Origin of the sequence: Dorea sp. YH-dor226, assembly GCF_039832105.1 — a bacterium.
Taxonomy (GTDB): Bacteria; Bacillota; Clostridia; order Lachnospirales; family Lachnospiraceae; genus Dorea_A.
The window spans coordinates 12,592-38,747 of sequence record NZ_JBDOHS010000010.1; the positions used below are offsets into that span (position 1 = coordinate 12,592).

26 protein-coding genes are annotated in these 26,156 nt (G+C 37.4%); 24 read left to right on the forward strand and 2 right to left on the reverse strand.

Annotated features, from left to right (window positions below; all coding sequences use genetic code 11):
• Positions 1-6: 6 nt before the first annotated feature.
• The 23 genes from ABE547_RS09755 to ABE547_RS09865 all read left to right on the forward strand — a co-directional run bounded on the left by ABE547_RS09755 (position 7) and on the right by ABE547_RS09865 (position 22,344).
• A complete protein-coding gene (locus ABE547_RS09755; protein ID WP_347378595.1) occupies positions 7-639 on the forward strand; it encodes a sugar transferase in 633 nt (210 codons plus the stop codon).
• Positions 639-1,250, forward strand: coding sequence for an acetyltransferase (locus ABE547_RS09760; RefSeq protein ID WP_347378596.1), 612 nt, complete (start codon positions 639-641; stop codon positions 1,248-1,250). The genes ABE547_RS09755 and ABE547_RS09760 overlap by 1 nt, the downstream gene beginning before the upstream one ends.
• On the forward strand, positions 1,251-2,330 hold the full coding sequence (locus tag ABE547_RS09765; RefSeq protein WP_347378597.1) for a glycosyltransferase family 4 protein: 1,080 nt from the start codon (positions 1,251-1,253) through the stop codon (positions 2,328-2,330).
• A gap of 25 nt (positions 2,331-2,355) precedes the next feature.
• Positions 2,356-3,681: a nucleotide sugar dehydrogenase gene (locus ABE547_RS09770; protein WP_347378688.1), complete on the forward strand. Its 1,326-nt coding sequence runs from the start codon at positions 2,356-2,358 to the stop codon at positions 3,679-3,681.
• Positions 3,682-3,683: 2 nt separating this feature from the next.
• Positions 3,684-4,826 (forward strand): glycosyltransferase, encoded by a 1,143-nt coding sequence (locus tag ABE547_RS09775; protein WP_347378598.1) that lies wholly within the window; start codon positions 3,684-3,686, stop codon positions 4,824-4,826.
• Between the two features lie 5 nt (positions 4,827-4,831).
• Positions 4,832-5,911 (forward strand): Gfo/Idh/MocA family oxidoreductase, encoded by a 1,080-nt coding sequence (locus ABE547_RS09780; RefSeq protein ID WP_347378599.1) that lies wholly within the window; start codon positions 4,832-4,834, stop codon positions 5,909-5,911.
• Positions 5,904-6,470, forward strand: coding sequence for a DapH/DapD/GlmU-related protein (locus ABE547_RS09785; RefSeq protein ID WP_347378600.1), 567 nt, complete (start codon positions 5,904-5,906; stop codon positions 6,468-6,470). The genes ABE547_RS09780 and ABE547_RS09785 overlap by 8 nt, the downstream gene beginning before the upstream one ends.
• The gene (locus tag ABE547_RS09790; RefSeq protein WP_347378601.1) at positions 6,471-7,607 is read left to right on the forward strand and encodes a DegT/DnrJ/EryC1/StrS family aminotransferase; all 1,137 of its coding nucleotides are present in this window, start codon (positions 6,471-6,473) and stop codon (positions 7,605-7,607) included.
• 250 nt (positions 7,608-7,857) lie between these two features.
• Complete coding sequence (locus ABE547_RS09795) at positions 7,858-8,757, forward strand: glycosyltransferase (RefSeq protein ID WP_347378602.1); 900 nt, start codon at positions 7,858-7,860, stop codon at positions 8,755-8,757.
• Positions 8,758-8,759: 2 nt separating this feature from the next.
• Positions 8,760-9,959: an O-antigen ligase family protein gene (locus ABE547_RS09800; RefSeq protein WP_347378603.1), complete on the forward strand. Its 1,200-nt coding sequence runs from the start codon at positions 8,760-8,762 to the stop codon at positions 9,957-9,959.
• A gap of 4 nt (positions 9,960-9,963) precedes the next feature.
• Complete coding sequence (locus tag ABE547_RS09805) at positions 9,964-11,109, forward strand: glycosyltransferase (protein ID WP_347378604.1); 1,146 nt, start codon at positions 9,964-9,966, stop codon at positions 11,107-11,109.
• An 11-nt stretch (positions 11,110-11,120) separates the two neighbouring features.
• Positions 11,121-12,155: a glycosyltransferase family 2 protein gene (locus ABE547_RS09810; RefSeq protein ID WP_347378605.1), complete on the forward strand. Its 1,035-nt coding sequence runs from the start codon at positions 11,121-11,123 to the stop codon at positions 12,153-12,155.
• Positions 12,152-12,727, forward strand: a complete 576-nt coding sequence (locus ABE547_RS09815; RefSeq protein ID WP_347378606.1) for a hypothetical protein — start codon at positions 12,152-12,154, stop codon at positions 12,725-12,727. The genes ABE547_RS09810 and ABE547_RS09815 overlap by 4 nt, the downstream gene beginning before the upstream one ends.
• Before the next feature lie 3 nt (positions 12,728-12,730).
• Positions 12,731-13,786 carry a glycosyltransferase gene (locus ABE547_RS09820; protein WP_347378607.1) on the forward strand — a complete coding sequence of 352 codons (1,056 nt, stop codon included), beginning with the start codon at positions 12,731-12,733 and terminating at the stop codon, positions 13,784-13,786.
• Entirely contained in the window at positions 13,786-14,871 is a 1,086-nt protein-coding gene (locus tag ABE547_RS09825) for a glycosyltransferase (RefSeq protein ID WP_347378608.1), read from the forward strand. The genes ABE547_RS09820 and ABE547_RS09825 overlap by 1 nt, the downstream gene beginning before the upstream one ends.
• A 3-nt stretch (positions 14,872-14,874) precedes the next feature.
• The gene (locus ABE547_RS09830) at positions 14,875-15,852 is read left to right on the forward strand and encodes a glycosyltransferase family 2 protein (RefSeq protein ID WP_347378609.1); all 978 of its coding nucleotides are present in this window, start codon (positions 14,875-14,877) and stop codon (positions 15,850-15,852) included.
• Positions 15,849-17,030 (forward strand): glycosyltransferase, encoded by a 1,182-nt coding sequence (locus tag ABE547_RS09835; RefSeq protein ID WP_347378610.1) that lies wholly within the window; start codon positions 15,849-15,851, stop codon positions 17,028-17,030. Before ABE547_RS09830 ends, ABE547_RS09835 begins: the two co-directional genes overlap by 4 nt.
• On the forward strand, positions 17,027-17,878 hold the full coding sequence (locus ABE547_RS09840) for a glycosyltransferase (RefSeq protein WP_347378611.1): 852 nt from the start codon (positions 17,027-17,029) through the stop codon (positions 17,876-17,878). The genes ABE547_RS09835 and ABE547_RS09840 overlap by 4 nt, the downstream gene beginning before the upstream one ends.
• Before the next feature lie 97 nt (positions 17,879-17,975).
• Positions 17,976-18,848, forward strand: a complete 873-nt coding sequence (locus ABE547_RS09845; protein WP_347378612.1) for an ABC transporter permease — start codon at positions 17,976-17,978, stop codon at positions 18,846-18,848.
• Between the two features lie 18 nt (positions 18,849-18,866).
• Positions 18,867-20,132 carry an ABC transporter ATP-binding protein gene (locus ABE547_RS09850; protein WP_347378613.1) on the forward strand — a complete coding sequence of 422 codons (1,266 nt, stop codon included), beginning with the start codon at positions 18,867-18,869 and terminating at the stop codon, positions 20,130-20,132.
• Between the two features lie 92 nt (positions 20,133-20,224).
• Positions 20,225-21,244, forward strand: coding sequence for a glycosyltransferase (locus ABE547_RS09855; protein ID WP_347378614.1), 1,020 nt, complete (start codon positions 20,225-20,227; stop codon positions 21,242-21,244).
• Between the two features lie 127 nt (positions 21,245-21,371).
• Complete coding sequence (locus ABE547_RS09860; protein WP_347378689.1) at positions 21,372-21,899, forward strand: VanZ family protein; 528 nt, start codon at positions 21,372-21,374, stop codon at positions 21,897-21,899.
• The gene (locus ABE547_RS09865) at positions 21,886-22,344 is read left to right on the forward strand and encodes a S24/S26 family peptidase (RefSeq protein ID WP_347378615.1); all 459 of its coding nucleotides are present in this window, start codon (positions 21,886-21,888) and stop codon (positions 22,342-22,344) included. Before ABE547_RS09860 ends, ABE547_RS09865 begins: the two co-directional genes overlap by 14 nt.
• A gap of 44 nt (positions 22,345-22,388) precedes the next feature.
• Here ABE547_RS09865 and ABE547_RS09870 read toward each other — a convergent pair whose 3' ends face one another.
• Entirely contained in the window at positions 22,389-23,474 is a 1,086-nt protein-coding gene (locus tag ABE547_RS09870) for an NAD-dependent epimerase/dehydratase family protein (protein WP_347378616.1), read from the reverse strand.
• Positions 23,475-23,508: 34 nt separating this feature from the next.
• Complete coding sequence (locus tag ABE547_RS09875; protein ID WP_347378617.1) at positions 23,509-24,993, reverse strand: nucleotide sugar dehydrogenase; 1,485 nt, start codon at positions 24,991-24,993, stop codon at positions 23,509-23,511.
• A gap of 184 nt (positions 24,994-25,177) precedes the next feature.
• On the opposite strand from ABE547_RS09875, the gene ABE547_RS09880 reads away from it, so the two are divergent.
• Positions 25,178-26,143, forward strand: coding sequence for a glycosyltransferase family A protein (locus ABE547_RS09880; RefSeq protein WP_347378618.1), 966 nt, complete (start codon positions 25,178-25,180; stop codon positions 26,141-26,143).
• Positions 26,144-26,156: the final 13 nt, after the last annotated feature.

Consider the following 26,156-nt stretch of genomic DNA (forward strand, 5'->3'; position numbering starts at 1 on the left):
GTCTTTATGGAAAAGAGACATAAACCAAAAGGAATCTACGAAAAACTTGTAAAACGTCCACTGGACATAGTATGTGCGCTGGCGGCAATTCTTGCATTCTGGTGGGTATATGTAATTGTGGCAATTCTTGTACGGATAAAACTTGGATCTCCTGTAATATTTCGGCAGAAGCGGCCAGGAAAGGATGAAGAGATTTTTGAACTTTATAAGTTCCGTACGATGACGGACGAAAGGGATGAAAACGGAGAACTTCTGCCAGACGAAATTCGTCTCACAAAGTTTGGGGGATTCCTTCGCTCTACGAGTCTGGATGAATTGCCAGAGGCGTTCAATATATTGAAAGGTGATATGAGTGTTATTGGACCGCGTCCACTGTTAGTGCAATATCTGCCACTTTACAATGAGGAGCAGAGAATACGTCATGATGTAAGACCGGGACTCTCCGGATATGCGCAGGTTCATGGAAGAAATACTGTTTCCTGGCAGGAGAAATTTGCTATGGATGTCAAATATGTAGATAATATCACTTTCTTAGGAGACGTGAAGATTATATGGGATACTGTGAAAGTTGCGTTAAAGAGAGAAGGGGTTTCATCTGGATCTTCTGTAACGATGGAGCCTTTTAGAGGAAATAACTGATGAAAACGAAACTTGCTATTATTGGATTTGGTGGACACGGAAGAGTCGTGGCAGATATAGCAGCTGCGATGGGATGCTATGAAGAAATTGTGTTTTTGGATGATGCTGAGCCAACTGCAGAAACTACATATCCATATCTGGGAACAAGTGCAAGAGCAGAAGAATTACAAAAAGAATATGCTTTGTGCGTAGCCATTGGAAACAGCCGTATTAGACAGATGATTATGGATAAATATCCGGATGCCGAGTATCCGACGTTGATTCATCCGTCTGCAATTATAGGAAGTCATGTGTCGATTGATAAAGGCAGTGTTTTGATGCCTGGAACGATTATTAATACAGGTACGCAAATTGGAAAAGGAGTTATCTGTAATACAGCCAGTTCTATAGATCATGATTGTGTGATAGGCGATTTCTGCCACATTTCAGTGGGTACACATCTTTGCGGTACGGTAGAGATGGGGCAACATAGCTGGATTGGAGCGGGCGTAACAATCAGTAATAATTGCTCAATCTGCAGTCAGTGCATGATTGGAGCAGGTGCAGTGGTTGTGAAAGATATTACAGAAGCAGGTACTTATATTGGAGTGCCGGCAAGAAGGATTAAGTAGATGAAGGTACTGATTTTAGCCAATAATGATGTTGGACTTTATCAGTTCCGAAAGGAATTGATACAAGAGCTTTTAAAAAAGAATATGGTATATATTTCATTGCCTTATGGAAAATTAGTGGAACCCCTAAAGAAAATGGGATGTCAATATATTGATACATCTGTTGATAGAAGAGGAATAAATCCTTTGACAGATATTAAGCTTTTTTTGAAATATGTCAGTATGATTCGAAAGATTAAGCCGGATTTGGTGGTCACGTACACGATTAAGCCAAATGTGTATGGAGGAATTGTCTGTAGAATTTTGCATATTCCATATGCTGTTAATATCACAGGACTTGGTACGGCTTTCCAGAAAGAGGGACTACTTAGAAGAATTGTTACGATTATGTATCGCATTGGGTTAAAACGTGCAAAAGTAGTATTTTTTGAAAATGGTGAAAATTTTCAAATGTTTGTAAAGAATAAGGTGGTAAAGAGAAGACAGGCATGTCAGCTTAACGGTGCAGGGGTGAATGTTGAAAGATATCATCTGGCGGAATATCCAGATGGGGATATCACGAAGTATTTGTTCATCGGAAGAGTGATGAAGGAAAAAGGCATCGAAGAACTTTTTACTGCTATGCATATGCTATATAAAGATGGTGAGCAGGTGCAACTTGATGTTCTTGGCGATTATGAAGAAGATTATAAAGAAATTATCAATCGATATCAAAGTGAGGGATGGTTGAAATATCATGGGTATCAGGTAGATGTTAAACCGTTTATTCATGATTCTCATTGTTTTGTACTTCCATCCTGGCATGAAGGGATGGCAAATACGAATCTGGAATGTGCATCCAGTGGAAGACCGGTGATTACAAGTAATATACATGGTTGCCTGGAAGCGGTGGAAGATGGTGTGTCCGGATATTTATGTGAATGTCGGAATTCACAAGATTTATACCAGAAAATGAAAACTTTTGTTGGGCTGTCTTATGCGGAACGAAAGCAGATGGGATTAGCTGGAAGAAAGCGTATGGAGATGTGTTTTGATAAGAGACAGGTGGTAGCAAAAACTTTATCTGAATTATACAAATGAGCAGGAGAGTAGATGAAAAATGGCGTTGGAGATTTTTAATAATTTGATAAATAAGAAGACCTCCCTTGCCCTGGTTGGGCTTGGTTACGTAGGGATGCCAATTGCAGTAGCTTTTGCCAGAAAAGGTCTGAATGTCATAGGTTATGATTTGAATGAGGCAAAGATTAATCTATACAAGTCTGGTGTAGATCCAACGAATGAAGTTGGGAATGAAGCGATTCAAAGCACAACGGTACAGTTTACCGCTGATGAGAAGCGATTACAGGATGCTTCATTTTGTATTGTGGCTGTTCCAACTCCGGTAAATAGTGACCATACACCGGATCTGACACCTGTTATTGGTGCAAGTGAAATTGTGGGCCGTAATTTACAGAAAGGTTCTATTGTAGTCTATGAATCAACTGTATATCCGGGAGTAACAGAAGATGTATGCGTGCCGATTCTGGAAAAGGAATCTGGCTTGAAATGTGGTGTGGATTTTAAGGTTGGTTACAGTCCTGAACGTATCAATCCTGGTGATAAAGTTCATCGTCTTGAAAATATTCATAAGATTGTTTCCGGTATGGATAAAGATTCTCTGGAAGAAATTCAGCATGTCTATGATCTGGTGATTGAGGTTGGAACATATTCTGTTTCCAGTATCAAGACAGCAGAAGCAGTAAAGGTTGTGGAAAATAGTCAGAGAGATATTAATATTGCATTCATGAATGAGCTTGCAATGGTATTTGACCGTATGGGGATTGATACGAATGAAGTTGTTGATGGAATGAATACCAAGTGGAATGCACTTGGATTCAGACCGGGGCTTGTTGGTGGACACTGTATTGGAGTTGACCCATATTATTTCACTTATGAAGCTGAAAAGCTTGGTTATCACAGTCAGATTATCTTGAATGGGCGTATTGTAAATGACAGTATGGGTAAGTTTGTTGCAGATGCGTCAATCAAAGAGATGATCAAAGCGGGGCTTGCTCCCAAAACTTCTAATGTGGTGATACTCGGTCTTACTTTCAAGGAGAATTGCCCTGACACCAGAAACAGTAAAGTGGATGACATCATCAAACGGTTGAAAGAATATGGTATTAAACCGGTGGTTGTAGATCCTTGGGCAAGTAAAAGAGATGCAATGCATGAATATGGTGTTCAATTGACGGCTTTAGAAGAGATAAGGGATGCCGATTGTGTGATTGTGGCGGTAGCACATAATGAATTCCGTTTATTGAAACTGGAAGAGATTAAGAAGTTATTCCGTGCAAGCACAGCAGATAGTTCCAAAGTATTGATTGATGTGAAAGGACTTTATTCTGTAAAAGAGTTGGACGAATCTGGAATGACATATTGGAGATTATAAAGATGAAGAAGAAAAAACTGCTCTATGTAATGAGATATGATCTTGAAGAAAACTTTAATTTAAAGATGAAGTTTGATGGTCAGATTTCTTCATTTCAGAATTTAGGATATGATGCTTATTACATTGCATATGACAGAAAGTATTTTTACCTGATAAAGAAAGATAAGAAAAAAGTTATTGGAAAGACTCATTTTGGTCTTCCTGGTTATATACATACATTTTTCTATATTGATTTGAATCGTATTGTAATGAAGTTGATGAAATCTTTAATATGGGATTATGTTTATTGGAGATTTGCTCCTTGTTGGACAACCACATATCTGGCAAGCAGGAGTATCTATAAAAACGGTGCAAAATATATTTTAGAATTTCCGACTTATACATTGGTAAGAGAAAAACAGTTGAGTAAGCTGAGGGAATTGTTTTTTATATATTCTGATTTTTGGCAGAAAAAGATGGAAAAATACGTAAATTGTTTTGTAATGATCGGAGAAGATGCTGGTGGTGCATATAGGGGAAAGCCTGCAATCAATATTTCAAATGGTATTAATCTGGATACACTCCCAATTCGAACACCAAAGTCAGACCTTGAATGTATTCATATCTTGGCACTTGCATCAATGAGTTATTGGCATGGGTATGATCGGCTAATCAATTCTCTTGCAAACTATGATGGAGATCAAAAGGTTATAATTCATATGGTGGGCGGAAATGATGGTGGCTCTTTGCTTGAGTGGAAAGAACTTACGGATCAACTAGGACTTAGTGAACAAGTAATATTTCACGGACAGAAAAATGGAGCGGAGTTGGAAGAAATGTTTGACTTGTGTGATGTTGGAGTAAATTCCATGGGAATGTACCGAAAAGGATTTACAATGACTTCTGAACTGAAAGCCCGTGAATATGCGGCTCGTGGTTTGCCTTTCGTGTGTTCTGTTCAAGATCCTGCTCTGATAGATAATAAAGAAAATCTGTGGCTTAGGATATCTAATGATGACAGCATCCCGGATATGAATGAAATCGTAGATTTTGCCATGAGAATGAGAGCGCGTCCGGATCATACATTAAAACTTAGAAAATATGCGCAAGAGCATATGACATGGGAATCACAATATAGAAAAATTTTTGAACTTGTAGAGGAGTAAAATTTATGAAGTATGCATTAATTGGATGTGGAAGAATTTCACCAAATCATATTATGGCAGCGAAGAATAACCATCTGGATATGGTTGCTATCTGTGATGTTGATGGATCCTGTATGGAAGATAAAATTCGAAAATTTGATATACCTGTAACTGTTAAGAAGTATATAGATTATAAAGAACTTCTTTTCGTAGAAAAACCAGAGTTGGTCGCTGTATGTACAGAGAGTGGTTTGCATGCGAAGATTGCAATTGACTGTATTAATGCGGGATGTAATGTAATCATAGAGAAACCAATTGCACTTTCCATAAAAGATGCTGATGCTATCATTGAGGCTGCGAAAAAAAATAATGTTAAAGTTTGTGTAAGCCATCAGAATCGTTTTAATAAGTCAATTCAGAAAATTCGTGATGCGGTAGATAAAGGTCGATTTGGGAAAATGTATCATGGTACTGCTCACGTCAGATGGGCACGTGACTGGGAGTATTATTCCAGGGCTAAATGGAGAGGAACCTGGGCCCAGGACGGTGGATGTCTCATGAATCAGTGCATCCATAATATCGACCTTTTGATTTGGATGCTGGGTGGTGAGCCTGTTGAAGTTATGGCATATACTGATCGCTTGAGACATGATTATATTGAAGCGGAAGATTTAGGTATTGCTATTGTAAAATTCGCAAATGGTGCGTATGGTATTATCGAAGGAACAACCAATGTATATCCGAAAAATCTGGAAGAAACTCTCTATTTGTTTGGGGAAAAGGGAACCGTTAAAGCCGGAGGTACTTCTGTAAATAAGATTGAGGAATGGGCTTTTTCTGATGCGCTGGATGATGCGAATGAAGTAAAAGCAGAATTTTGTGAAAATCCGCCTTCTGTATATGGATTTGGCCATACACCGCTTTATGCAGATGTAATTGATGCGATTGAAAGCGACCATGATCCACTTGTCACAGCTGAAGATGGAAAGAAAGCTCTTGAGATGATTTTGGCTATATATAAATCTGCAGCAGAAGGAGAACGGGTACAGTTCCCGTTAGAGGCATGTGATACACTTGATTTTACAGGAAGGTTTGATCATGAGTAATTATTTTGTTCATGAGTCATCTTATGTGGATGATGACGTCGAAATTGGAAATGGTACAAAGATATGGCATTTCTGCCATATTCAGAAAGGAGCCAGAATTGGTGAAAATTGTTCTTTTGGTCAAAATGTAAACGTATCCAACAATGTAAAGATTGGAAATGGCGTGAAAGTGCAGAATAATGTGTCTATTTATGAAGGTGTAGAATTGGAAGATTACGTGTTTTGCGGACCATCCATGGTATTTACCAATGATCTGACCCCCAGAGCTAAATATCCTAAGGGACATGCAGGGTATAAACATACTTTGATAAAGACCGGAGCAACGATAGGAGCAAATGCAACAATCGTATGTGGCCACGAACTGGGAGAATGGTGTACAATTGCGGCAGGGGCTGTTATTACGAAAAATGTTCCTGCACATGCACTTATGGCGGGGATACCTGCAAAACAGATTGGCTGGGTATGTGAATGTGGACAGGTTTTAAATGATGATCTGGAATGCCCGGATTGTAAGCGTACATATCGGATGAAGAATAATTTGTTGACAGAGGTGAAATAGATGGAATTTCGTGATCTGAAAAAACAGTATCAGGTTTTAAAGTCAGAAATAGATGCAAATATTGCGGAAGTATTAACCAGTGCTCGTTTTATTTCCGGTTCTCAGGTAAAAGAACTTGAGCAGAAATTGGCAGAGTATGTTGGCGTTAAACATTGCATCACCTGTGGTAATGGGACCGATGCGATTACCCTTGCAATGATGACATGGGGAATTGATGAAGGTGATGCAGTTTTTGTGCCTGATTTTACATTCTTTTCCAGTGGAGAATGTCCTGCATATGAAGGCGCCACTCCGATTTATGTGGATGTAGAGAAGGATTCCTATAATATGGATCCTGCAAAATTGGAAATTGCTATTCAAAAGATAATTGCTGAAGGAAAATACAGCCCTAAGGCAGTAGTGGCAGTTGATTTGTTTGGCAGACCGGCTGATTATGCTAAGATACGACCAATCTGCCACAAATATGGTCTGCTTCTTATGGAAGATGGAGCCCAGGGATTTGGTGGCTCTATTAATGGCAAGATGGCTTGCAGTTTTGGTGATATTTCCACTACCAGTTTCTTTCCGGCAAAACCACTTGGCTGTTATGGAGATGGTGGTGCCATATTTACTGATAATGATGAATGGGCGGCTGTTCTTAGAAGTCTGACTGTTCATGGTAAGAGTGGAGATGATAAATACAACAATATTCGCATTGGAATGAATAGCCGATTAGATACTATTCAGGCAGCAGTACTTCTTCCTAAACTGGAAGCTTTTAAGAAATATGAATTGGCGGCAGTGAATAAAGTTGCTGAAGAATATACAAAGCGTCTGAATAATAGTTGCCTGACACTTCCGATTATTCCCGATGGAATGATCAGCAGTTGGGCCCAGTACACAATACAACTGCCGGAAAAAACGGACCGTGCTGGTCTTCAGGCACATCTGAAATCTTTTGGTATTCCTACTATGGTTTACTATGTGAAACCAATGCATCTTCAGGGGGCATTTGAGGGAATGGCCAGCAGTAGAGCGGATTGCGAAGTAACAGAGCATCTCTGTAAATGTGTACTAAGCCTTCCAATTCATCCCTATATAGAAAAAGAAGACGTGGAGATAGTGTGTGAGCATTTGCTGGAGTATATAGATGAGTAAACAGATTCTTTTTATACTGGATTGGTATCCGACAAAAACAAATAACGGTTGTGTGTTTGCAAAGCATCTAATCTGTGCAATTGCAGATATGGGATATGAATGTGTGGTAATTGCACCGCGCATTATTAGTAGGATGGCTTTTCACACGAACAATAAAGTTTCATATAAAAGGATTGAATATACGGAGCGGGGATCTAAGATAAGAATTTTCACTCCATTTTACCTGTATCTCTCCTCGCGGAAACAGACTATGCGATTTTCAATGGATAATCATTTCCATTCAGTAATGACTACGATTCGTAAAGAAAAACTGATACCGGATCTTGTTTATGGACATTTCATCTATCAATGTGGTCTGACTGCAGCGAGAGTAGGTGAAAAACTTGGAATTCCCGCATATTGTGCATGCGGGGAGAATTCTCTTCGTTTGGAAAAAGGTAAGGCGCCATATGATACGGGGATGAAATATTGCAATTGGAAAAAGACCCTGGAAAAACTTTCCGGGATCATCAGCGTATCAAGTAATAACAAAGTGCTTCTTCGAGATAATGGATTTGTGAATGAAACCATGCCAATTGGCGTGTTTCCGAATGGAGTTGATGATACAAAATTCCGCCGCATGGATAAGAAGACCTGTAGAAAAGTATTAGGGTTTCCAGAAGATGTGTTTATTGTAGCATTTACTGGAGCGTTCACTACGAATAAGGGGGCAGACCGATTGAATGAAGCACTTAAATCCTGTGAGAATGTTTACGCAATTTTTATGGGACAAGGGATAGTAGATCCAGATTGTGAGCGTATATTATTCAAAGGAAGAGTATCCAATAATGACGTAGCCAAGTATCTGAATGCAGCAGATATATTTGTTCTTCCGACAAAAGGTGAAGGATGCTGTAATGCAATTATAGAAGCTTTAGCATGCGGATTGCCTGTTGTATCTTCGGATCTTCCGTTCAATGATGATATCTTAAATGACCAAAATTCAATACGAATTGATGTAGATGATGTGAAACAAATTCAGGAGAGTATTTGTAGGTTATATGAGAATCCGAAGCTTTGTGAAAAACTGGCAAAGGGTGCAAAAAGGTCAGCAGAGAGTCTGAATATCAGAACACGTGCTAAAAGAATTTTAGAATATATGGGGTTGTAAGTATGGAATTACTATTTGTGGCGAAATTGGCATTGTATGGAATGTTCTTAAATTATTACTGCTACTATGTCATTACCGGTACATTTATTCCTTATGGAACAATAATCTTTTTTGGGGTTGCAGCGGCATGTGTGGGTGTGAACGTCTTAAAAGATCAATTGGTACATGTGGGAAAAGAAATGCGTTGTTGGGCTTTTTACGGTTTGTTGGCATTGATAACCATGGGGTTTGCGGTAGATCCCAGTGGTGTGGTTGGTGATGTGTTAAAATATATGCAGAGACTTGCACTGATTGCAATGATAGCGTATATTTGTGAGAAAGAGCACTCTATTAGGTTTGGACTCAGGTTGCTTGCAGTCGATGCAGTGGCCTGTGCGATAGCAATTCTATATATGGTAGATGATATTCAGCAGAAATTAAGTATATCGTCATCTGCAAATCTTAGTGCAAATGATGTTGGTGCATTAATGGCGTTTGGTGTTTTTGCGGTATTATTTGCATTTGGCAAAAAAACATCAATAATTACATCCTTAATAAAGGCGGCATTTATAATAGCGATGGTAACCGTAATATTCCTGGCTGGATCGAGAAAAAGCATTTTTGCGGTTATTATTCTTTTGGCTTTATTGATACTTTTCTGTGGAAAGGATTATATAAAGAGAAGTTCTATTATGTCTATAATGACAATAGTTGTTGTATGTGCAATTGCTTTTTGGTTTATAAATAAAAATCTGGCTCCACATGTTGAGGAGACAAATCTTTATGTTAGATTGTTTGGCCGAGGTGCAGAAGCGGCGGATGCTTCTAATGATGCAAGAGTAGAGTTATATATATTGGCATTGCAGGAGTTCTTCAAACGTCCTATCCTCGGTTTGGGATTTAATAATTTTGTTGTGGTTCATGGAAATTATACACATTCTACATATGTAGAGACTTTAGCGTGTAATGGGCTTATAGGATTGCTTTATTTATTTCCTTACTATTATATGTTGAAAAACCAGATAAAGCTTATCAGGTTAAACGCGCATGATTACGAAGAATACACGTTCCAAAAGGAAATGCTTGCATTCTTGCTTATGTTTTTGTTTGTTGGTATTGGTGTTCCATATATGTATAAGGACAATCCATGTATTATACTTGGGATGATTATAGCGTCCCAGTACAATTCTTACAGGAGACTGCGAATAAAACGTCAGGAGTAGTAAAATGGCAAAGAAACCGATTAGAGTATTACATGTAATAGCGGATTTTAAAAAAGGTGGAATTCAGGCAGAAGTAATGTATCCGGCAAGAATCTTAAGTAAAGAAGATGTTTTGTTTGATGTCATGCTGTTGTCTGATACCATTGGATATTATGAAGATGAATTTAAAAAATATGGGAATATTTATCGGATTCCTTTGAAAAAGAAAAAGACAAAAATCGGCAGGTTTTTATCTATCTTTACGAATTATGTGTATGTGCAAAGAGAGATGAATCACTTCTTACGGGAGCATCCGAACTACGATGCCGTACATGCAAGACATATCATTTTGAATGCTCCGTGTATCCTTGCGGCCAAGAAGGCGGGAATCCCGGTAAGGATAGCTCATTGCGCGGTTGACAGACCGAAAGGGAAATTTAAAGATCGTCAATATGTGACATGGTATCTGGCATACTGCGCCGGAGTGCTACGAAGAAATGCTACACATTGTTTTGGAGTAACTAAAAGTGCGGTAGAGTATTTGTGTGGTGAAGGCAATGGGAGTGTTATGAAAAATCCTACCATTGCATTGGACAAGTTTAATCCGGAGATATATAAAAATATTACTTCGGATAATCGAATTCATCTGATTATGGTTGGGAGCTATGGAGAGAGGAAAAATCAAAGATTTGCAGTGGATATACTGAAAGAATTATCGATATCTCATCCTGATACGACGCTTACCTTTATCGGATATTCAAGGACCCCATCTGATCCATATTTGCCAAATCTGAAAGAATATGTGAAGGTTCTTGGGCTTAAGGATAAAGTGAGATTTTTGCCACAAGATGCAGATATTCCGGCTGAAATGGCGAAGGCAACGATTTTATTGATTCCGTCACTTCAGGAAGGTTTGCCCAACGTTGCCCTTGAAGCACAGGCAATGGGGCTTCCATGCTTTGTTTCTGATGCTGTATCCGACGAATGCAATTGTGGCATCTGTTCGTTCTTTCCCCTAAGTATAGGCGCGAAGGGGTGGGCAGATAGAATTATTGAATATGTAGAGACGAATGGATATGGTAAACATTTTGTAGATATGAGCGAGTGGGATAATTGTAAGATCTGTCAGGAATATCTGGAATATTGGCGTGGAAAGCCTCTTCGGTTATAGAAAGGGATTGTATGTTTGTTTCATTTTTGGTGCCTATATATAATGTCGAAAAATATTTGAAAAAGTGCATTGATTCTATTCTCATTCAAACAGGGTGTCCTTTTGAAATTATTTTGATTGATGATGGATCTACAGACAGTTGTCCGGATATTTGTGATCAATATCAAGCTGCATGTCCGGATATAGTCAGAGTGATTCATAAAGAGAATGAAGGATTGCTTCTTACAAGACGCAGAGGCTTTAAGGAAGCGAAAGGAGATTGGTTTATCTGTATAGATTCAGACGATTATATAGATCCTCAACTTCTTAGTACTGTTGTAGACACTATAAATCACTATAAATGTGATATGGTCATGTATAATTACTGCTATATTGATGATTTTGGAAATGTGTCTGGGTCAAAACTGAACTTAAATGACGGTATGGTATATGAAGGAAAAAAGAAACAACTGCTTTATGAAGAGAGAATGACGACTACTAATATAAATAATATGTGGCTTCGTGCTATTCATAGAGATATTGTTGACATAGAGGCAGATTACAGTGAAATTGGTCTGCGGAATATGTGTGAAGATGCAGTTCAAGTATTGCCGTTGTATACTAATACAAAAAAAACAGTATATATAAATAAGGTGCTTTATTATTATCGAAAAGGGAATGGAAGTATTACCAGTAACGCAACACTTGCCAATTGGAGGGCAATTCATCGTTCTTTTACAATTGAACAGGATTATGCAGTACTTTGGAAGATTCCACATAACGTTGAGCAAAAGCGCTATACGAAGCAGCTGGAAAATATAATTAATTGTATTCGGTGGTTATATAGAGATGGTAAAAATGCAATAAATATGCCTATGAAGGATGAGATCGTTATTTTGAAGAAAGATTCAATGTTTGAGGAATGTTTAAAGAACTATGATAAGAAATATCTTTCTACTCGATATAACAGTGTTTGTGTTCCTTTTATTGCTTTTCTGTTAAAAAAGGAAAAGCAATTTCTATTAGATGCCTTTTTTAAACTGGAGAGTAGGTTATTAAAAATATGAATCCAAATTGTACAAGTTTTAACGAAGTAAAACAGATTATAAGCGAAGAAAGAAAAATGTATGTTAATGACCGATATTTGTTTATGAAATGGTCACATCAAAAACGTTACCTCATATGGAAATGTTTATCGTGCTTTAGAATGGCGCAATATTGGAAAGCAGTTATAAAAGATTCGGATGTAGGGCTTGCAAAAAGGCTTTATGCGAAATTAGCGTATCGCCACTATTTCCGGCAGAGAAATATATATAGTGAAAGGTCAGGCGTTGAGATTGCCAATCACTGTGTACTAGGACGAAGGTTGGATATCTGGCATGGTAGCGTTGTAATTAGTGGATCTCTTGGTGATGACTGTGTGATTCATGGGAATAATGTGATTGGTAATAAAGGTAACGGAGATGACGGGATTCCAGTTCTGGGAAATGGAGTGGATTTAGGTGTTGGAGCGGTTGTGATAGGCAATATTCATATTGCAGATCAATGTATAATCGGAGCCAATGCCGTTGTGATAAAAGATTTTGAAGAAGTTGGTAGCCTGATTGTTGGGGTACCAGCGCAGATGAAAGGAAAGTAAACGATGCTGTTTAGTGTATGTATACCGGTTTATAATACATCAAAATATTTAGAAGAGTGTCTGGAGTCGGTATTAAGGCAAACGGAAAAGGATTACGAAATTGTTTTGATAGATGATGGCTCCACAGATGATTGTCCGCGTATATGTGACAGATATGCAGAAAATTATTCAAATATCAGAGTCATTCATAAAGAAAATGAAGGATTACTTATGGCGAGAAGGCGTGGATTTAAAGAAGCAAAAGGTGATTATTTTGTTTGTATCGATTCAGATGATTTTTTTTATGATAGTGATGCTTTGAAAAAAATTAAATGCATGATTGAACAAAAAAATGCTGATTTACTTATTTACGAATATATTTGTGGCTCTGATAAATCTTATTATAATCAGACTAATCGGCGAATATCATTGTTTGATATGCCCAATGGATATGTGTTTCAAAATGAAAATAAGGAGAAGCTTTATCACAAACTTCTGTTGGGAAAAGATTTGAATGCAATATTTGTAAAGGTTGTCTCACGTAATCTTATGGATTGGGATGAGGACTATAATAAATGGAAAAATGAGTTAGTAAATAGTTTGGGGGAAGATTTACTACAAAGTTTGCCGATTCTGGATGCAGCTAAGAAAGTTGTTTATTTAAAAGAACCGCTCTATTTTTATAGATGGAATGGAGAGAGTATTTCTAGAAACATTAATCCTGAATATTATTATTCATATCGTGCAATATACAAGCGCACAGATGAATATTTGAATAAATGGGGATTTGATAATGATAGTGTCAGCCAAATTAAACAAAAAAGAATTAATATGATTTTAAATGTCCTTTTAGCGGAAATTCGTGATAAAAAGAAATGGCTGGAAGTATTAGATAGCGTTGCTGATGATGAGTTTTTCCAGGAATTGTGGAAAGAAAGAAACGTTTCAAAAATTAGTACATATTATCAGCTTGCGGGGAATCTTATTATAAAAAAACATTTTTTAACACTTCAGATTGTAAAACAGAGTGTAAAAATTCTTTCAGGTGTGAAAAAGCGTATTTTCAAAAGGAGTTTATGATGGAGCCTAAGATTAGTGTTGTTGTGCCAATCTATAATATTGAAAAATATTTGTTAGAATGTTTGGAGAGTATTGCAGCTCAGACACTTAAAGATATTCAGGTCCTTTTAGTGGATGATGGATCCAAGGATTCTTCTGCGAAAATATGCAAAGAATTTATAGATACGCATCCGAATTTTGAATATTATTATAAAGAAAATGGAGGGACTGCATCTGCACGAAATGTCGGATTAGAACATGCAAAGGGAGAGTATATTGGATTTGTTGATTCTGACGACTGGATTGAACCGAATATGTTTGAAATAATGTACCAGACAGCAAGAAATGTGTCTGCAGATATAGTATATTGCAGAATGAAGGGACTGGCAGATTATATTCATCTTCCTAAGGGGATATATAAGGAGAGAGAAATTCAAGATATTATATATCCTGCGATTTTGCCACATGTGGTAGAATCAGGAACCTTTAGGACAGTTGACTGGGGCAACTGCTCTAGATTATATAAACGTTCTTTGGTTCGTGGTAATCATATTAGATTTTATGAAAAGAGTCGGAGATGTGAAGATTTTGCGTTTGCAGTAGAGTGTACACTTCATGCCAAATGCTATGTGGTATTAGATGAAGGAGAATTATATCATTATCGCCCGAATGAAAATTCAAAATCACGTGCATATACAAAAAACATGTGGAAATCGATTCAATCATTGATGTCTTATATGATAGAAATGACCGGACGATGCAAGGAATATGATTTCACGGAAGCAATGAATGTATGTATCTTTTATTTCTGTACTAGTGTCATTCGAAATGAAGCAAAACTTCGCAATAATAAGGAACGTATTGCCAGGATGCAGGAAGTCATAAGGGATTCGCTTTGTATAAATGCAATAAGTAAAATATCTGATAAAGGGATGAATAAAGAATATGCTACTTTGTATATGTACATGAAAAAACAGGATGCTGTTAAATTAAATAAATATTTGAAGCAATTAGCATGGAAAAAGCATTATGTAATGCCTTTATTAGACATAGCTTTTAGAAATCAGATGATTAAGAAGTTATATAAGAAGATTCGCGGAAGGTAGAATATGATTAGTGTAGTTATTCCGGTATATAATGTAGAAAAATACTTAAACGAATGCATCGAAAGCGTCTTGAATCAGACATATAAAGATTATGAAATTATTTTGGTGGATGATGGATCTACAGATTCCAGCGGTCATATATGTGATAGCTATATGACCGCGGATTCACGAGTTCGGGTAATTCATCAGAAAAATGGAGGTCTCTCAGCAGCTCGAAATACTGGATTGAAAGAAGCAAAAGGAGAGTATATTTATTTCCTTGATAGTGACGATTATATTGAAAATCATACATTGGGACATTTGGTAGAAGCGGCTGTGAAGGAAATTGCGGATGCGGTCTTTTTTGACGGTTATGTGTTTTTCGATGAATGTGAAGATGATCAATCTGTATCTGGATATAGTCGTAGAGAATGTTATAAGACGCAAAAAGGAAGGGAAATGTTGCTGCAGCTTCTCCTGAATGATGAATATCGTACTGCAGTGCCATTAATGTTTTATAAAAAAGAATATCTTACAAATCATAATCTATGGTTTCTAGATGGAATTCTACATGAAGATGAATTATTTACCTTCCTAGTGTTTAACGCAAATGGTATGGTAGCACATTGTCATGAGCAATTATATGCCAGAAGAATACGCCCTGGTTCAATTATGACTGGTTCTAAAATGCTTAGAAGATATGAAAGTTTACTAAGAATTTATCAAGAAATTGAATCGGGTTATAAAATTGGCAATGTTGCAGGAAAAGCAGCTGATCTCTATATGATTCGAGTTGCAAAAAGCGTGTGGGGTAAATTTCAGTCTCTTGAGGAAAAAGATAAAGAAAAAGTTTTTATTGAGTATCAAAGATTCTGTAAAAATGTATTAGGTCATAATGGATTTGGCGATTCAAAACTGAAAATTAAATGTTCAACTGGAATTCAAAAACAGCTTTATCGTGTGGAGTATAAGCTGAATCAAATAATAAAGAGGAACCAATGATGAACAAAAAGGTATCTTTTTTTATTGACTCCATGGGTGGAGGTGGAGCAGAACGAGTAATTTCTGTACTGGCTAATGAATTATCAAATAGAGGATATTCTGTTGATATAGTTATGTGGATGAATCGGGATATTGCATACAATCTTGCAGATGAAGTTTCAGTTTTTTATGCAGATGAAATGCCGGTTACTTCGTTTCATGGCAGGGTAGTTCGAAAAACTTTTTCTTTATGGAGCAGAATACGAAAACGATTTTATGTTCCTTTATTAAGAAAATTGAATTATATGGATTATCCGAAATGGAATGAGACAAGTTTTTATTTTTATGCAAAGTATGCCCTTCCATATAGGGAGTATTTAAAGATAAATAAAGATTGCACAGCTTTCGGCTTCCTTATTCGTTCTAATATTGCGTTACTTCAGGCTGCAAAGGGAACGGGTGTGAGAACGGTATTCTGTGAGCGCAACAATCCAGTCCGTCCGGACATGCCAGCGAATATTATGAAAATCAGAGATCGTATTTATCCCCGATGTCATGCGGCGGTCTTTCAGACAGAAGAGGAGAGAGAGTATTATACAAAGTTAAAATGTGATACTGCAGTCATCCCAAACCCAATAAAGGAAAATCTGCCTGAACGTTTTACAGGACAAAGGAAACATGAAATTGTCAATTTTTGTCGTCTGAATAAGCAAAAGAATATCCCGTTGCTAATTGATGCTTTTGAACTTTTGCAGAAGGAATATCCGGATTATAAACTTCGGATTTATGGGAGAGGAGAGGAGAAAGATAATCTTATCTCATATATAAAAGAAAAGGAACTGGAATCATCAGTTTTTTTCGAAGACTTTGCTACAGATATTCATGAGCAAATTGTAGATGCTGCAATGTTTGCCTTTACTTCAGATTATGAGGGCCTTTCTAATTCTATGATTGAGGCGATGGCGATTGGACTTCCATGTGTATGTACAGACTGTGCCGGTGGTGGGGCAAGAATGATGATACAGGATCATGTGAATGGAATACTTGTTCCGGTCGGAGATGCGCAGGCCGTATATAAAGGAATGAAGGAAATTATTGAAAATAAAGGATTGGCAGAGGGTCTTTCTAAAGAGGCTTCGAAAGTTCGAGAACAATTAAGTATAAACAAGATTGTGGATCAATGGGAAGAAATTATTTGATTGATGGGGATGATAAAGTGAAAAAAGTTTATATAACAGCGTTAACAAACGAAAGATATATACCGGGCGCTATGGCTTTGGTTAGATCATTAAAGGAAGTTAATACGAAATATGATATTGCGATAATGATTCCGGTAGAGAAGGAAGATGAATTGGCGAGAAAAATTAACAATTATGGAATATTAGATGTTCCGGGTGTTTTTCTTTTGCCAAAGGAAAATATCACATTATTCGAAAAGGATGATTTGGCAACAATAGAGGACAAATATGATTATTGGAAAGATTCTTTTTTTAAACTTCAAGCAACAGGATGTACAGAATTTGACAAAATAATTCTTCTTGATTGTGATCAAATGACAGTAAAAAACATAGATCATTTATTTGATTCACCACCTTTAACTTCAACTATTTGCGGAAAATGTGTGCATAATGATTGGAATGGCCTGTCATCTGGACTATTAGTGATGGAACCATCTGATGCAATTCATGAAAAGCTACTTTCATTTATTATTCCCGCCATCAGATTTAAAGCATCAAAAAAACAGCAGGCAGGTGATCAGGATGTATTTCATTTAGCATTTCCTGAATGGAGAAATAATAAGAAGTTGCATATTTCTGAACGGTATAATATTTGTTGGGGGTGGATTTCTGATCTTTGTAAAAAAGAAAAATGTAAACCGAAAGATTTCTATATGATTCATTTCCCAGGGAAAGAGAAACCATGGGATCATGGGAAATATTATTATTTAAAAATATTTGTTTCGCTCATTATTCATGGTAGAGTGGATAAATTGTTTTATAAGACAAAAATATGGAGAAAGTATAGGTATTTGTGTGATCATATATAAAATATTTTCTGTTCGCATAAAGAATTGTTTGTAATAAATTGATATGCCTATACTTAAAATATCTTTTTAAGTGGAATTTCGAAGGAGATAATAACTCATGCAAGAGCAACAGACCTGGAAGACTCATATTACTTCATCTAACAGTAAAATTAATATTAATTTTAAGGAAATCTGGGATTATAGAGATCTGATTGTACTATTTGTGAAGCGAGACTTTACATCAAAATATAAACAGACCGTACTTGGACCATTATGGGCTGTAATTCAGCCATTGCTTACAACGGTAGTATTTTCTATTGTCTTTGGAAGTTTGGCGCAATTAACGACAGCAGATGTACGTGGAGAAAGTTTGGAGATGCCATCCTTCTTGTTTTACATGATAGGTACAGTAACATGGTCTTATTTTTCGACAACGGTTACGGCTAATTCAAATACATTTATTACGAACCGTGCGATTATGGGGAAGGTGTATTATCCGCGCATCGTTACTCCTATTGCGACCGCTTTAGCGAATTTAATTTCATTTTTTATTCAGATTGTGCTGTTTTGCGGAATTGCATTGATTTGTAATGTGGTCGGGATTGCACAGATTCATTTGTCAATATATTTACTGTTATTCCCTATATTGGTTTTGCAATTAGTAATGCTTAGTACTGGTATTGGAATTATTATTTCTGCGCTTACGACAAAGTATCGTGATCTTGCTATGTTAGTAGGATTTGGATTGCAGTTATGGCAATATTTGTCACCTATTCCTTACGGACTTGCGCTGATTCCGGAGAAATATCTAGGATTGTATTTATTAAATCCGGTTACACCGATTGTCACGACCATGCGACTGGCATTTTTTGGCGTTGGGTATTTTAATTCATTATATTACATTATTAGTTTAATTGTTACTTTGGTTGTGTTTTTCGTCGGGTTAATCCTATTTAATAAAATAGAGAGAACCTTTATGGATACTGTATAAGGCGATAGGAGAAATAAAATGGACGAATTAATGATAAAAATTGATAATGTCACAAAAGAATATCGCCTTGGTGCAATTGGCGGAACAACACTTCGAGAAGAATTACAGCGTGCAAGAGCAAAGAGAAAACATCAGGAGGATCCAACACTAAAAATTGGTCAGACAAGAGCGGATTCTAATGAGCGATTTATGGCATTGAATGGTGTTTCTTTTGAGGTGAAAAAGGGAGAAGCAGTAGGAATTATAGGACATAATGGTGCAGGGAAATCAACTTTATTGAAACTTGTCACCAGAATTACGGCACCGACAACCGGCGATATTTATCTGAATGGCCGGGTTGCTTCTATGCTTGAAGTGGGAACTGGCTTTCATCCGGAATTGACAGGGCGCGAAAATGTGTACTTAAATGGTGCAATCCTTGGTATGACAAAAAAAGAAATTGATGCAAAGATGGAAGACATCATTGAATTTTCAGAAGTGCGTCAATTTATTGATACACCGGTAAAGCGTTATTCATCGGGTATGTATGTAAAGCTGGCATTCTCTGTTGCAGCGCATCTTGATTCTGAAATTATGATTATGGATGAGGTACTTGCGGTAGGAGATGTGGCATTTCAGAATAAATGTATCAAGAAAATGCGAGAGGTTGCGGATTCTGGTAGAACCATTCTTTATGTAAGTCATAATATGTCTACAATTCGAAGTCTTTGTGATAGATGTATCGTATTAAGTAAAGGGCAGGTTATCTTTCAGGGAGAGGTAGAGGAGGCGATTTCTCATTATGTGACAAAGGACTTTGCTTTAACAAATGAAATCAACCTGGGAGAACAGCAACGACCATATTCAACTACTGAACTTTGTCATATGACAAAGATGACTTTGGATAATGCGGATGCAGTTTATGACATGGGAGATGTATTGGGGTTCTCCTTGGAGTGGACTGCAAAACAAACATTTGAGCGCATGAAGATGCGTATCGGAATTTTTACTGTTAGTCAGATGGCGGTGGGAATAACATTTTCCCAAGAATTTCCAGTAAAAAAAGGGAATAATAAACAGAAATTTTCGATAGATATCTCTAAATTGCTACCAGGTAAATATTGCCTTGAGTTGATTATGACAGAAGTAGATAATGCCGGAATGCTGGTGAAGCATGATGTACTGAATCGAGATGTCATCATGTTTGAAGTCCAGGCAACAGAGGAGAAGAAGGTGTTTCGAGCTTCGAACGCTTCCTGGGGATTTTATGAACTTCCAGAGATAATTTGTTTAAATAGTGATTGATAATTTTCACGATAGGGTTAGCTGTTTGAGAGTAGATTATTAATATAATAGTGGTTATTTTAGAGTCTGCGAATTTAAAGGAATGGTAGAATATGCAAGAAAAAATTTATGTTATTATACCGGTATACAATGTTGAAAAGTATCTTGAAAGATGTATTAATAGTGTACATAATCAGACGTATAAGAAGGTAGAAGTTATTTTGATAGATGACGGATCATCAGATGCTTCCCCGTTATTATGTGATAAATATTCAGAAATATATAATAATATTAGTGTTATTCATCAAAAAAATGGAGGGCTTTCTGTTGCTAGAAATACAGGAATAGAGTATGTACTCAAACAAGAAGATTTAAATAATTCATATATTAATTTCGTTGATAGTGATGATTATGTTCATCCTTATTATTTAGAATATTTGATGAGAGCGATAAAAGAATCAAAATGTAATATTAGTTGTTGTTATTATTCGGTAACAGAAAAAAATGAGTTGGAAATATCGGAAATGAATTTTCAATATGAATGTATGACGCCGGAACAATTATGGGTGAAAAATCGTTCAAATGGATTATTAGCATGGGGGAAATTATATAGAACTGAATGTTTTAAGGAAATCAGGTATCCAGTTGGGAAAATATATGAAGATGAAGCGACAACATATAAATTGATTTTTGCAGAGGAAAAGATAGCTTATATAACAATACCACTGTACTATTATTTTATAAATTACGCAAGTATATCAAGGAATGAATGGAAACCTTGCAGATTGGATCAATTAGATGGTCTTGAGCAGCAGATAGAATTCTTTAGACAAAATCAATATAAGTTAGCATTAGAAAAGTCTATGGATGGATTATGCTATCATGCATTGTTATCTTTAAGATACATAGAGGTTTTATCCCCTAAATATGATGATCTGAAAAAAGGGGTTAGAAGAAGATGTGAAAATGCATTAATTGCTTATGGAAAAGAATTTGGCTATGCAAGAGCTGTTAGAAAGTGGTTCAACTATAGGTATTTAAAACGATTCAAAAAAATGTTAGAAAGAGAAAGTATATTTACTTGTTTTGCTAGAAAAGTAAAAGAAAAATTGGTATATAAGAAGAATATGTAATGATGCTTGAACGATTTGTGATGTGGAACTATAAAATTGTTTTATTAGTAGAGTAGAAATTATGTTAAGTCCAATTATTACAGTATTTATGTATTTTCCTTTAAAAACTTTTATCAATTTCATAGTGATGTTTGGAATTGCTTTTTTTGCATATCTCAGATTACGTCGGCTTTATAGGAATGGATTGATTGTCAAAAGATGTGCTATAGCAGAATGGCTTCTGGTATTCTACATAGAATTACTATTCTTTTTTTCAGTATTTGGAAGAAGATCTTGGTCATATTACCGATATCATTTGGAAGTTGGATGGTCTTACCGTTCCTTGCTGGAATCAGGAGATACGGACATGCTGAAGCAGATCTTGCTGAATGTTATACTTTTTATTCCGGTAGGTGTGCTTGCAGCATATATCACGAAAAAGCATAAGTTTATTAAGGCAATCTGTCTGGGTCTTTTGATTACAGTTACGATTGAATGCCTACAGCTGGTGATGCGCACAGGCAATTTTGAATTTGATGATATGATTAATAATGTATTAGGAGTTGCGATTGGAGGGATTCCGGTTGCCGGATATTATTATGTATTAAGGCTAAGAAGTAAATCAACAAAAACAGGGCATTCAGGGAATAGTGAGGAAGCAGATGAGATACGTTAATAATGATGAGTACATTCCAATACTAAAGGAAATCATTGAAAGTGGGAACACGGTGAGTATGGTTGTCAGCGGGAATTCCATGCGCCCGCTTATTACACATCAGAAGGATAGTGTTCAATTGGAGGCGCCAAATCGTCCGTTGAAAAAGGGTGATATTGTTTTCTATCAACGCGCGAATGGACGATATATTCTGCATCGGATATGCCGAACTGATTCAAAAGGACATATGTGGTGCATTGGCGATGCACAGACTGTGATAGAAGGTCCACTGGATCAGAAGTGTGTATTTGCTATTGTAACATCTATTTATCGAAAAGGAAAAAGATATTATCCAAAAGATTTTGTATGGAAATTCTTTCAATATGTCTGGATTCGTATGATTCCAATCAGACCGTATGCAGTTTCTTTTTACGGCTTTCTGTGCCGGTTCAGACCTAAAAAATAGCAAGTTTAGGTCTGAACCAGTGTGTAGTTGTAGTTAGATTACAATTATATCTGATAAAATTCTTTATACCATTCTGCAAATTTTCGCAGTCCGTTTCTCAACGGAGTTGCCGGTTTGAAGCCAAAGTCTCTTTCCAGCGGTGCGGTATCTGCGTAAGTGACAGGCACATCTCCGGCCTGCATGGGAACCAGCTCCTTATGTGCTTCAAAATCATAATTATCAGGAAGTACACCGGCGCGAATCAGTTCCTGCTGCAGGATATCTACAAAGTCAAGCAGGTTTTCAGGATTGCTGTTTCCGATGTTATAAACGGCATATGGGGGAAGTGGCAATCCGTCTTCACCGTTCTTTCGTTCAGGCGCACCCTGCATGACTCTTTTTACACCTTCTACAATATCATCTATATAAGTGAAATCCCTTTTGCAATTTCCATAGTTGAATATTTGAATGGTCTGACCCTTTAGTAATTTATTTGTGAAGCCAAAGTAAGCCATATCCGGTCTTCCGGCAGGGCCATATACGGTGAAGAAACGCAAACCGGTGGATGGAATGTTATATAGCTTTGCATAAGCATGTGCCATGAGTTCGTTGCTTTTCTTTGTCGCGGCATAGAGAGACACCGGGTTATCTACTTTGTCATCCGTGCTGTAGGGCACCTTTTTGTTGGTGCCGTAGACAGAAGAGGAAGAGGCATATACAAGATGCTCCACACCTTTGGCGTCATTATCGTAGGAATGACGACAGGCTTCCAGAATGTTATAGAAGCCGATCAGATTCGATTGAATATAAGAATCCGGATTCGTAATGGAGTAACGGACACCGGCCTGGGCTGCCAGGTTTACAACGATATCAGGCTTATATTCAGTAAAAATATTCTGAACAACAGCACTATCAGCAATATTTCCAAGAATAAAGGTGAAGTTGGATGCAGGATGCTTTTCAGCTTCCTTTTTGATTTCGTTCAGGCGCCAGTCCTTAATATTTACATCATAATAATCGGTTCTGGAATCAACAGAAACGATGTGGATTGGTTCTATTGTTCTTAAAAGCTCCATAATAAGATTTGCACCGATGAATCCGATACCACCGGTTACAAATACAGTTTTGTTGGTTAAATCTATTTTTTGCATATCAATGCTCCCTTTCTATCCAGAATGTTTTGGCTTAGTCGCGGCGGAAAATGTCACGGGTGTATACTTTTTCTGCCACGTCATCCAGACATGAATCATAGCGGTTTGCGATGATGGCCTGAGAGACTGCCTTAAATTCCTTCAGATCGCCGATGACCCGGCTCCCGAAGAAGGTGGAACCTGCCGGAAGAGTTGGCTCATAGATGACAACCGTAGCACCTTTTGCTTTGATTCGTTTCATTACGCCCTGGATAGAAGACTGGCGGAAGTTATCAGAATTACTTTTCATAGTCAGACGATATACTCCGACAATTACTTCTTTCTCTCTGCTAAGGTCCCACGTGGAATTTGCTTCATAAGCACCGGCAAGTTCAAGAACACGGTCAGCGATGAAATCTTTACGGGTCCGATTAGATTCGACAATTGCTTCAATCAGATTCTCAGGGACATCCTGGAAATTTGCCAGCAGCTGTTTGGTATCCTTTGGCAGGCAGTAGCCGCCATATCCGAAGGAAGGGTTGTTATAATGGCTTCCGATACGTGGATCCAGACATACACCGTTGATGATCTGCTGCGTATTAAGTCCCTTGGATTCAGCATAGGTATCCAGCTCGTTGAAATAAGATACCCGAAGTGCCAGATAGGTGTTGGCAAAGAGCTTTACAGCTTCTGCTTCGGTGAAGCCCATGAACAGAGTATCGATATTGTCCTTGATAGCACCCTGCTGCAAAAGAGCAGCAAAGGTGTGGGCGGCTTCTTCTGATTCTTCATCACAGCTTACAATGATACGTGACGGATACAGATTATCATACAAGGCCCTGGATTCGCGCAGAAATTCCGGACTAAAGATGAGGTTCTTAGTGTGGAACGTTTCGCGGGTTTTTTTGGTATATCCGACAGGAATCGTAGATTTGATGACCATGACAGCATTTGGATTTACTTTCAGTACAAGCCTGATCACATCTTCTACAGCGGAGCAGTCAAAGAAGTTTTTCTTGCCGTCGTAATTAGTGGGTGCGGCAATTATTACGAAGTCAGCTTCTGCATAAGCGGTTGAGCCATCTAAGGTAGCGGTCAGATCCAGATCTTTTTCTGCCAGATATTTTTCAATATATTCATCCTGGATAGGAGACTTGCGGTTGTTGATCAAATCAACCTTCTCAGGAACGATATCAACAGCAGTTACATGATTATGCTGTGCAAGAAGAGTTGCAATGGAAAGACCTACATATCCGGTTCCGGCAACGGCAATGTTATATTTTTTCATAGTGGCAGACCTGGTGGGGGTATCCTTTTTAAGATTCTCAGAATCAATGAAAAGATCAGTAATATTGAACCCCAGAGCGCTGCTTAAACTTTCCAGTTGTTCCAGTGAGGGGGTGTAATCCTGCTTTTCGATCCTGCTGATCATAGCACGGTTGATGCCTGTTTCTGCAGCAAGCTGCATTTGGCTTAAATGTCTGGATTTACGAAGAGTGGACACGGTTTGTGCCAGCTTTTCAGTAGAAAAAGTATTCATAATGTATTTCCCTATCTGTAAAATGTTAATACTGATTACGTTATATCCATAAAATGATATCTAAAAGAACAAAAAAAGTCAATAAGAAAACATGATTATCGAAAATGTTATTTTAAATAACATTTGATATATATATAAAAACATAATATAATGTAAGCAAAGTGGTCATAATCGGAGGGAAAATATGTTATTTTCAGTAATTGTACCGGTTTATAATGCGGAGACTTCAATTAGACACTGTGTTGACAGTATCTATAAACAGAATATAGATGATATAGAAATTATTCTGATTGATGATCAATCGACGGATAAGAGCTGGTCCGTCATATGTGAAATGGCAAAAGTTCATCCGGAGATTAGATGTGAACAGATTCCGCATGGCGGAGCAGGTGCTGCTCGTAATGCAGGCCTGAAACTGGCTACCGGAGAGTATGTCCTGTTTATGGATGCGGATGATTTTTGGATGGAAGAATCTTTGCTGAGCAGCCTGCAGAGTATGATTCGATACAATCATACTGATATATTTATGTATCAGATGGTGAAAGTGACAGAAGGCGGAGTGATTCTGAAGCGATATAAGAAACCACCGTTTGTTCATGAAAATGTAGTTCTGCGGGTAAGGGATGTGTATACGGATCTGGTATCAGATGGGCAGGTTCTGGCATCTGCCTGTAATAAATGTGTGAAAAGAAAGCTTTTAAACGGGCATTCCATTTCATTTGTGGAGGGGCTTCGTGGAGAAGACATAGACTGGGTGCTGCAGCTTTTTTCGTATGCGCAGACAATCTGCCTGCTGAATCTTGATGCTTATGCATATACACAGCATAAAACAGGATCACGAAGTACAGAAAAAGATGCAGTGAATGACTTGGCTGTGATTATTTCTGACTGGGCAGAAAGACTGAAAAAAGGAAACATCAGTCATGTACGGGCAGTGGCAGGTCTGGTAGCTTTTGAATATGGAATCTGTATGGGGAATGTATCAAATCTGCGAAAAGATACAAAAGAGCTTATGCTTGGACATCAGTACTTGCTGAAATATGGATTGGATCGAAAGACTAAATTGATTTATCGTTTTTATCAAATATTTGGATTTAGCATTACATGCTGGTGTATTCATTTGTATCTGCGTATCAGAGCAATCTGGTAGATTGTTTATGAAA

Bases quoted from the DNA above. Each gene is read 5' to 3' on its own strand.
- ABE547_RS09755 (WP_347378595.1), top strand. From the start codon at position 7: ATGGAAAAGAGACATAAACCAAAAGGAATCTACGAAAAACTTGTAAAA.
- ABE547_RS09760 (WP_347378596.1), top strand. From the start codon at position 639: ATGAAAACGAAACTTGCTATTATTGGATTTGGTGGACACGGAAGAGTC.
- ABE547_RS09765 (WP_347378597.1), top strand. From the start codon at position 1,251: ATGAAGGTACTGATTTTAGCCAATAATGATGTTGGACTTTATCAGTTC.
- ABE547_RS09775 (WP_347378598.1), top strand. From the start codon at position 3,684: ATGAAGAAGAAAAAACTGCTCTATGTAATGAGATATGATCTTGAAGAA.
- ABE547_RS09780 (WP_347378599.1), top strand. From the start codon at position 4,832: ATGAAGTATGCATTAATTGGATGTGGAAGAATTTCACCAAATCATATT.
- ABE547_RS09785 (WP_347378600.1), top strand. From the start codon at position 5,904: ATGAGTAATTATTTTGTTCATGAGTCATCTTATGTGGATGATGACGTC.
- ABE547_RS09790 (WP_347378601.1), top strand. From the start codon at position 6,471: ATGGAATTTCGTGATCTGAAAAAACAGTATCAGGTTTTAAAGTCAGAA.
- ABE547_RS09795 (WP_347378602.1), top strand. From the start codon at position 7,858: ATGCGATTTTCAATGGATAATCATTTCCATTCAGTAATGACTACGATT.
- ABE547_RS09800 (WP_347378603.1), top strand. From the start codon at position 8,760: ATGGAATTACTATTTGTGGCGAAATTGGCATTGTATGGAATGTTCTTA.
- ABE547_RS09805 (WP_347378604.1), top strand. From the start codon at position 9,964: ATGGCAAAGAAACCGATTAGAGTATTACATGTAATAGCGGATTTTAAA.
- ABE547_RS09810 (WP_347378605.1), top strand. From the start codon at position 11,121: ATGTTTGTTTCATTTTTGGTGCCTATATATAATGTCGAAAAATATTTG.
- ABE547_RS09815 (WP_347378606.1), top strand. From the start codon at position 12,152: ATGAATCCAAATTGTACAAGTTTTAACGAAGTAAAACAGATTATAAGC.
- ABE547_RS09820 (WP_347378607.1), top strand. From the start codon at position 12,731: ATGCTGTTTAGTGTATGTATACCGGTTTATAATACATCAAAATATTTA.
- ABE547_RS09825 (WP_347378608.1), top strand. From the start codon at position 13,786: ATGGAGCCTAAGATTAGTGTTGTTGTGCCAATCTATAATATTGAAAAA.
- ABE547_RS09830 (WP_347378609.1), top strand. From the start codon at position 14,875: ATGATTAGTGTAGTTATTCCGGTATATAATGTAGAAAAATACTTAAAC.
- ABE547_RS09835 (WP_347378610.1), top strand. From the start codon at position 15,849: ATGATGAACAAAAAGGTATCTTTTTTTATTGACTCCATGGGTGGAGGT.
- ABE547_RS09845 (WP_347378612.1), top strand. From the start codon at position 17,976: ATGCAAGAGCAACAGACCTGGAAGACTCATATTACTTCATCTAACAGT.
- ABE547_RS09850 (WP_347378613.1), top strand. From the start codon at position 18,867: ATGGACGAATTAATGATAAAAATTGATAATGTCACAAAAGAATATCGC.
- ABE547_RS09855 (WP_347378614.1), top strand. From the start codon at position 20,225: ATGCAAGAAAAAATTTATGTTATTATACCGGTATACAATGTTGAAAAG.
- ABE547_RS09860 (WP_347378689.1), top strand. From the start codon at position 21,372: ATGTTTGGAATTGCTTTTTTTGCATATCTCAGATTACGTCGGCTTTAT.
- ABE547_RS09865 (WP_347378615.1), top strand. From the start codon at position 21,886: ATGAGATACGTTAATAATGATGAGTACATTCCAATACTAAAGGAAATC.
- ABE547_RS09870 (WP_347378616.1), bottom strand. From the start codon at position 23,474: ATGCAAAAAATAGATTTAACCAACAAAACTGTATTTGTAACCGGTGGT.
- ABE547_RS09875 (WP_347378617.1), bottom strand. From the start codon at position 24,993: ATGAATACTTTTTCTACTGAAAAGCTGGCACAAACCGTGTCCACTCTT.
- ABE547_RS09880 (WP_347378618.1), top strand. From the start codon at position 25,178: ATGTTATTTTCAGTAATTGTACCGGTTTATAATGCGGAGACTTCAATT.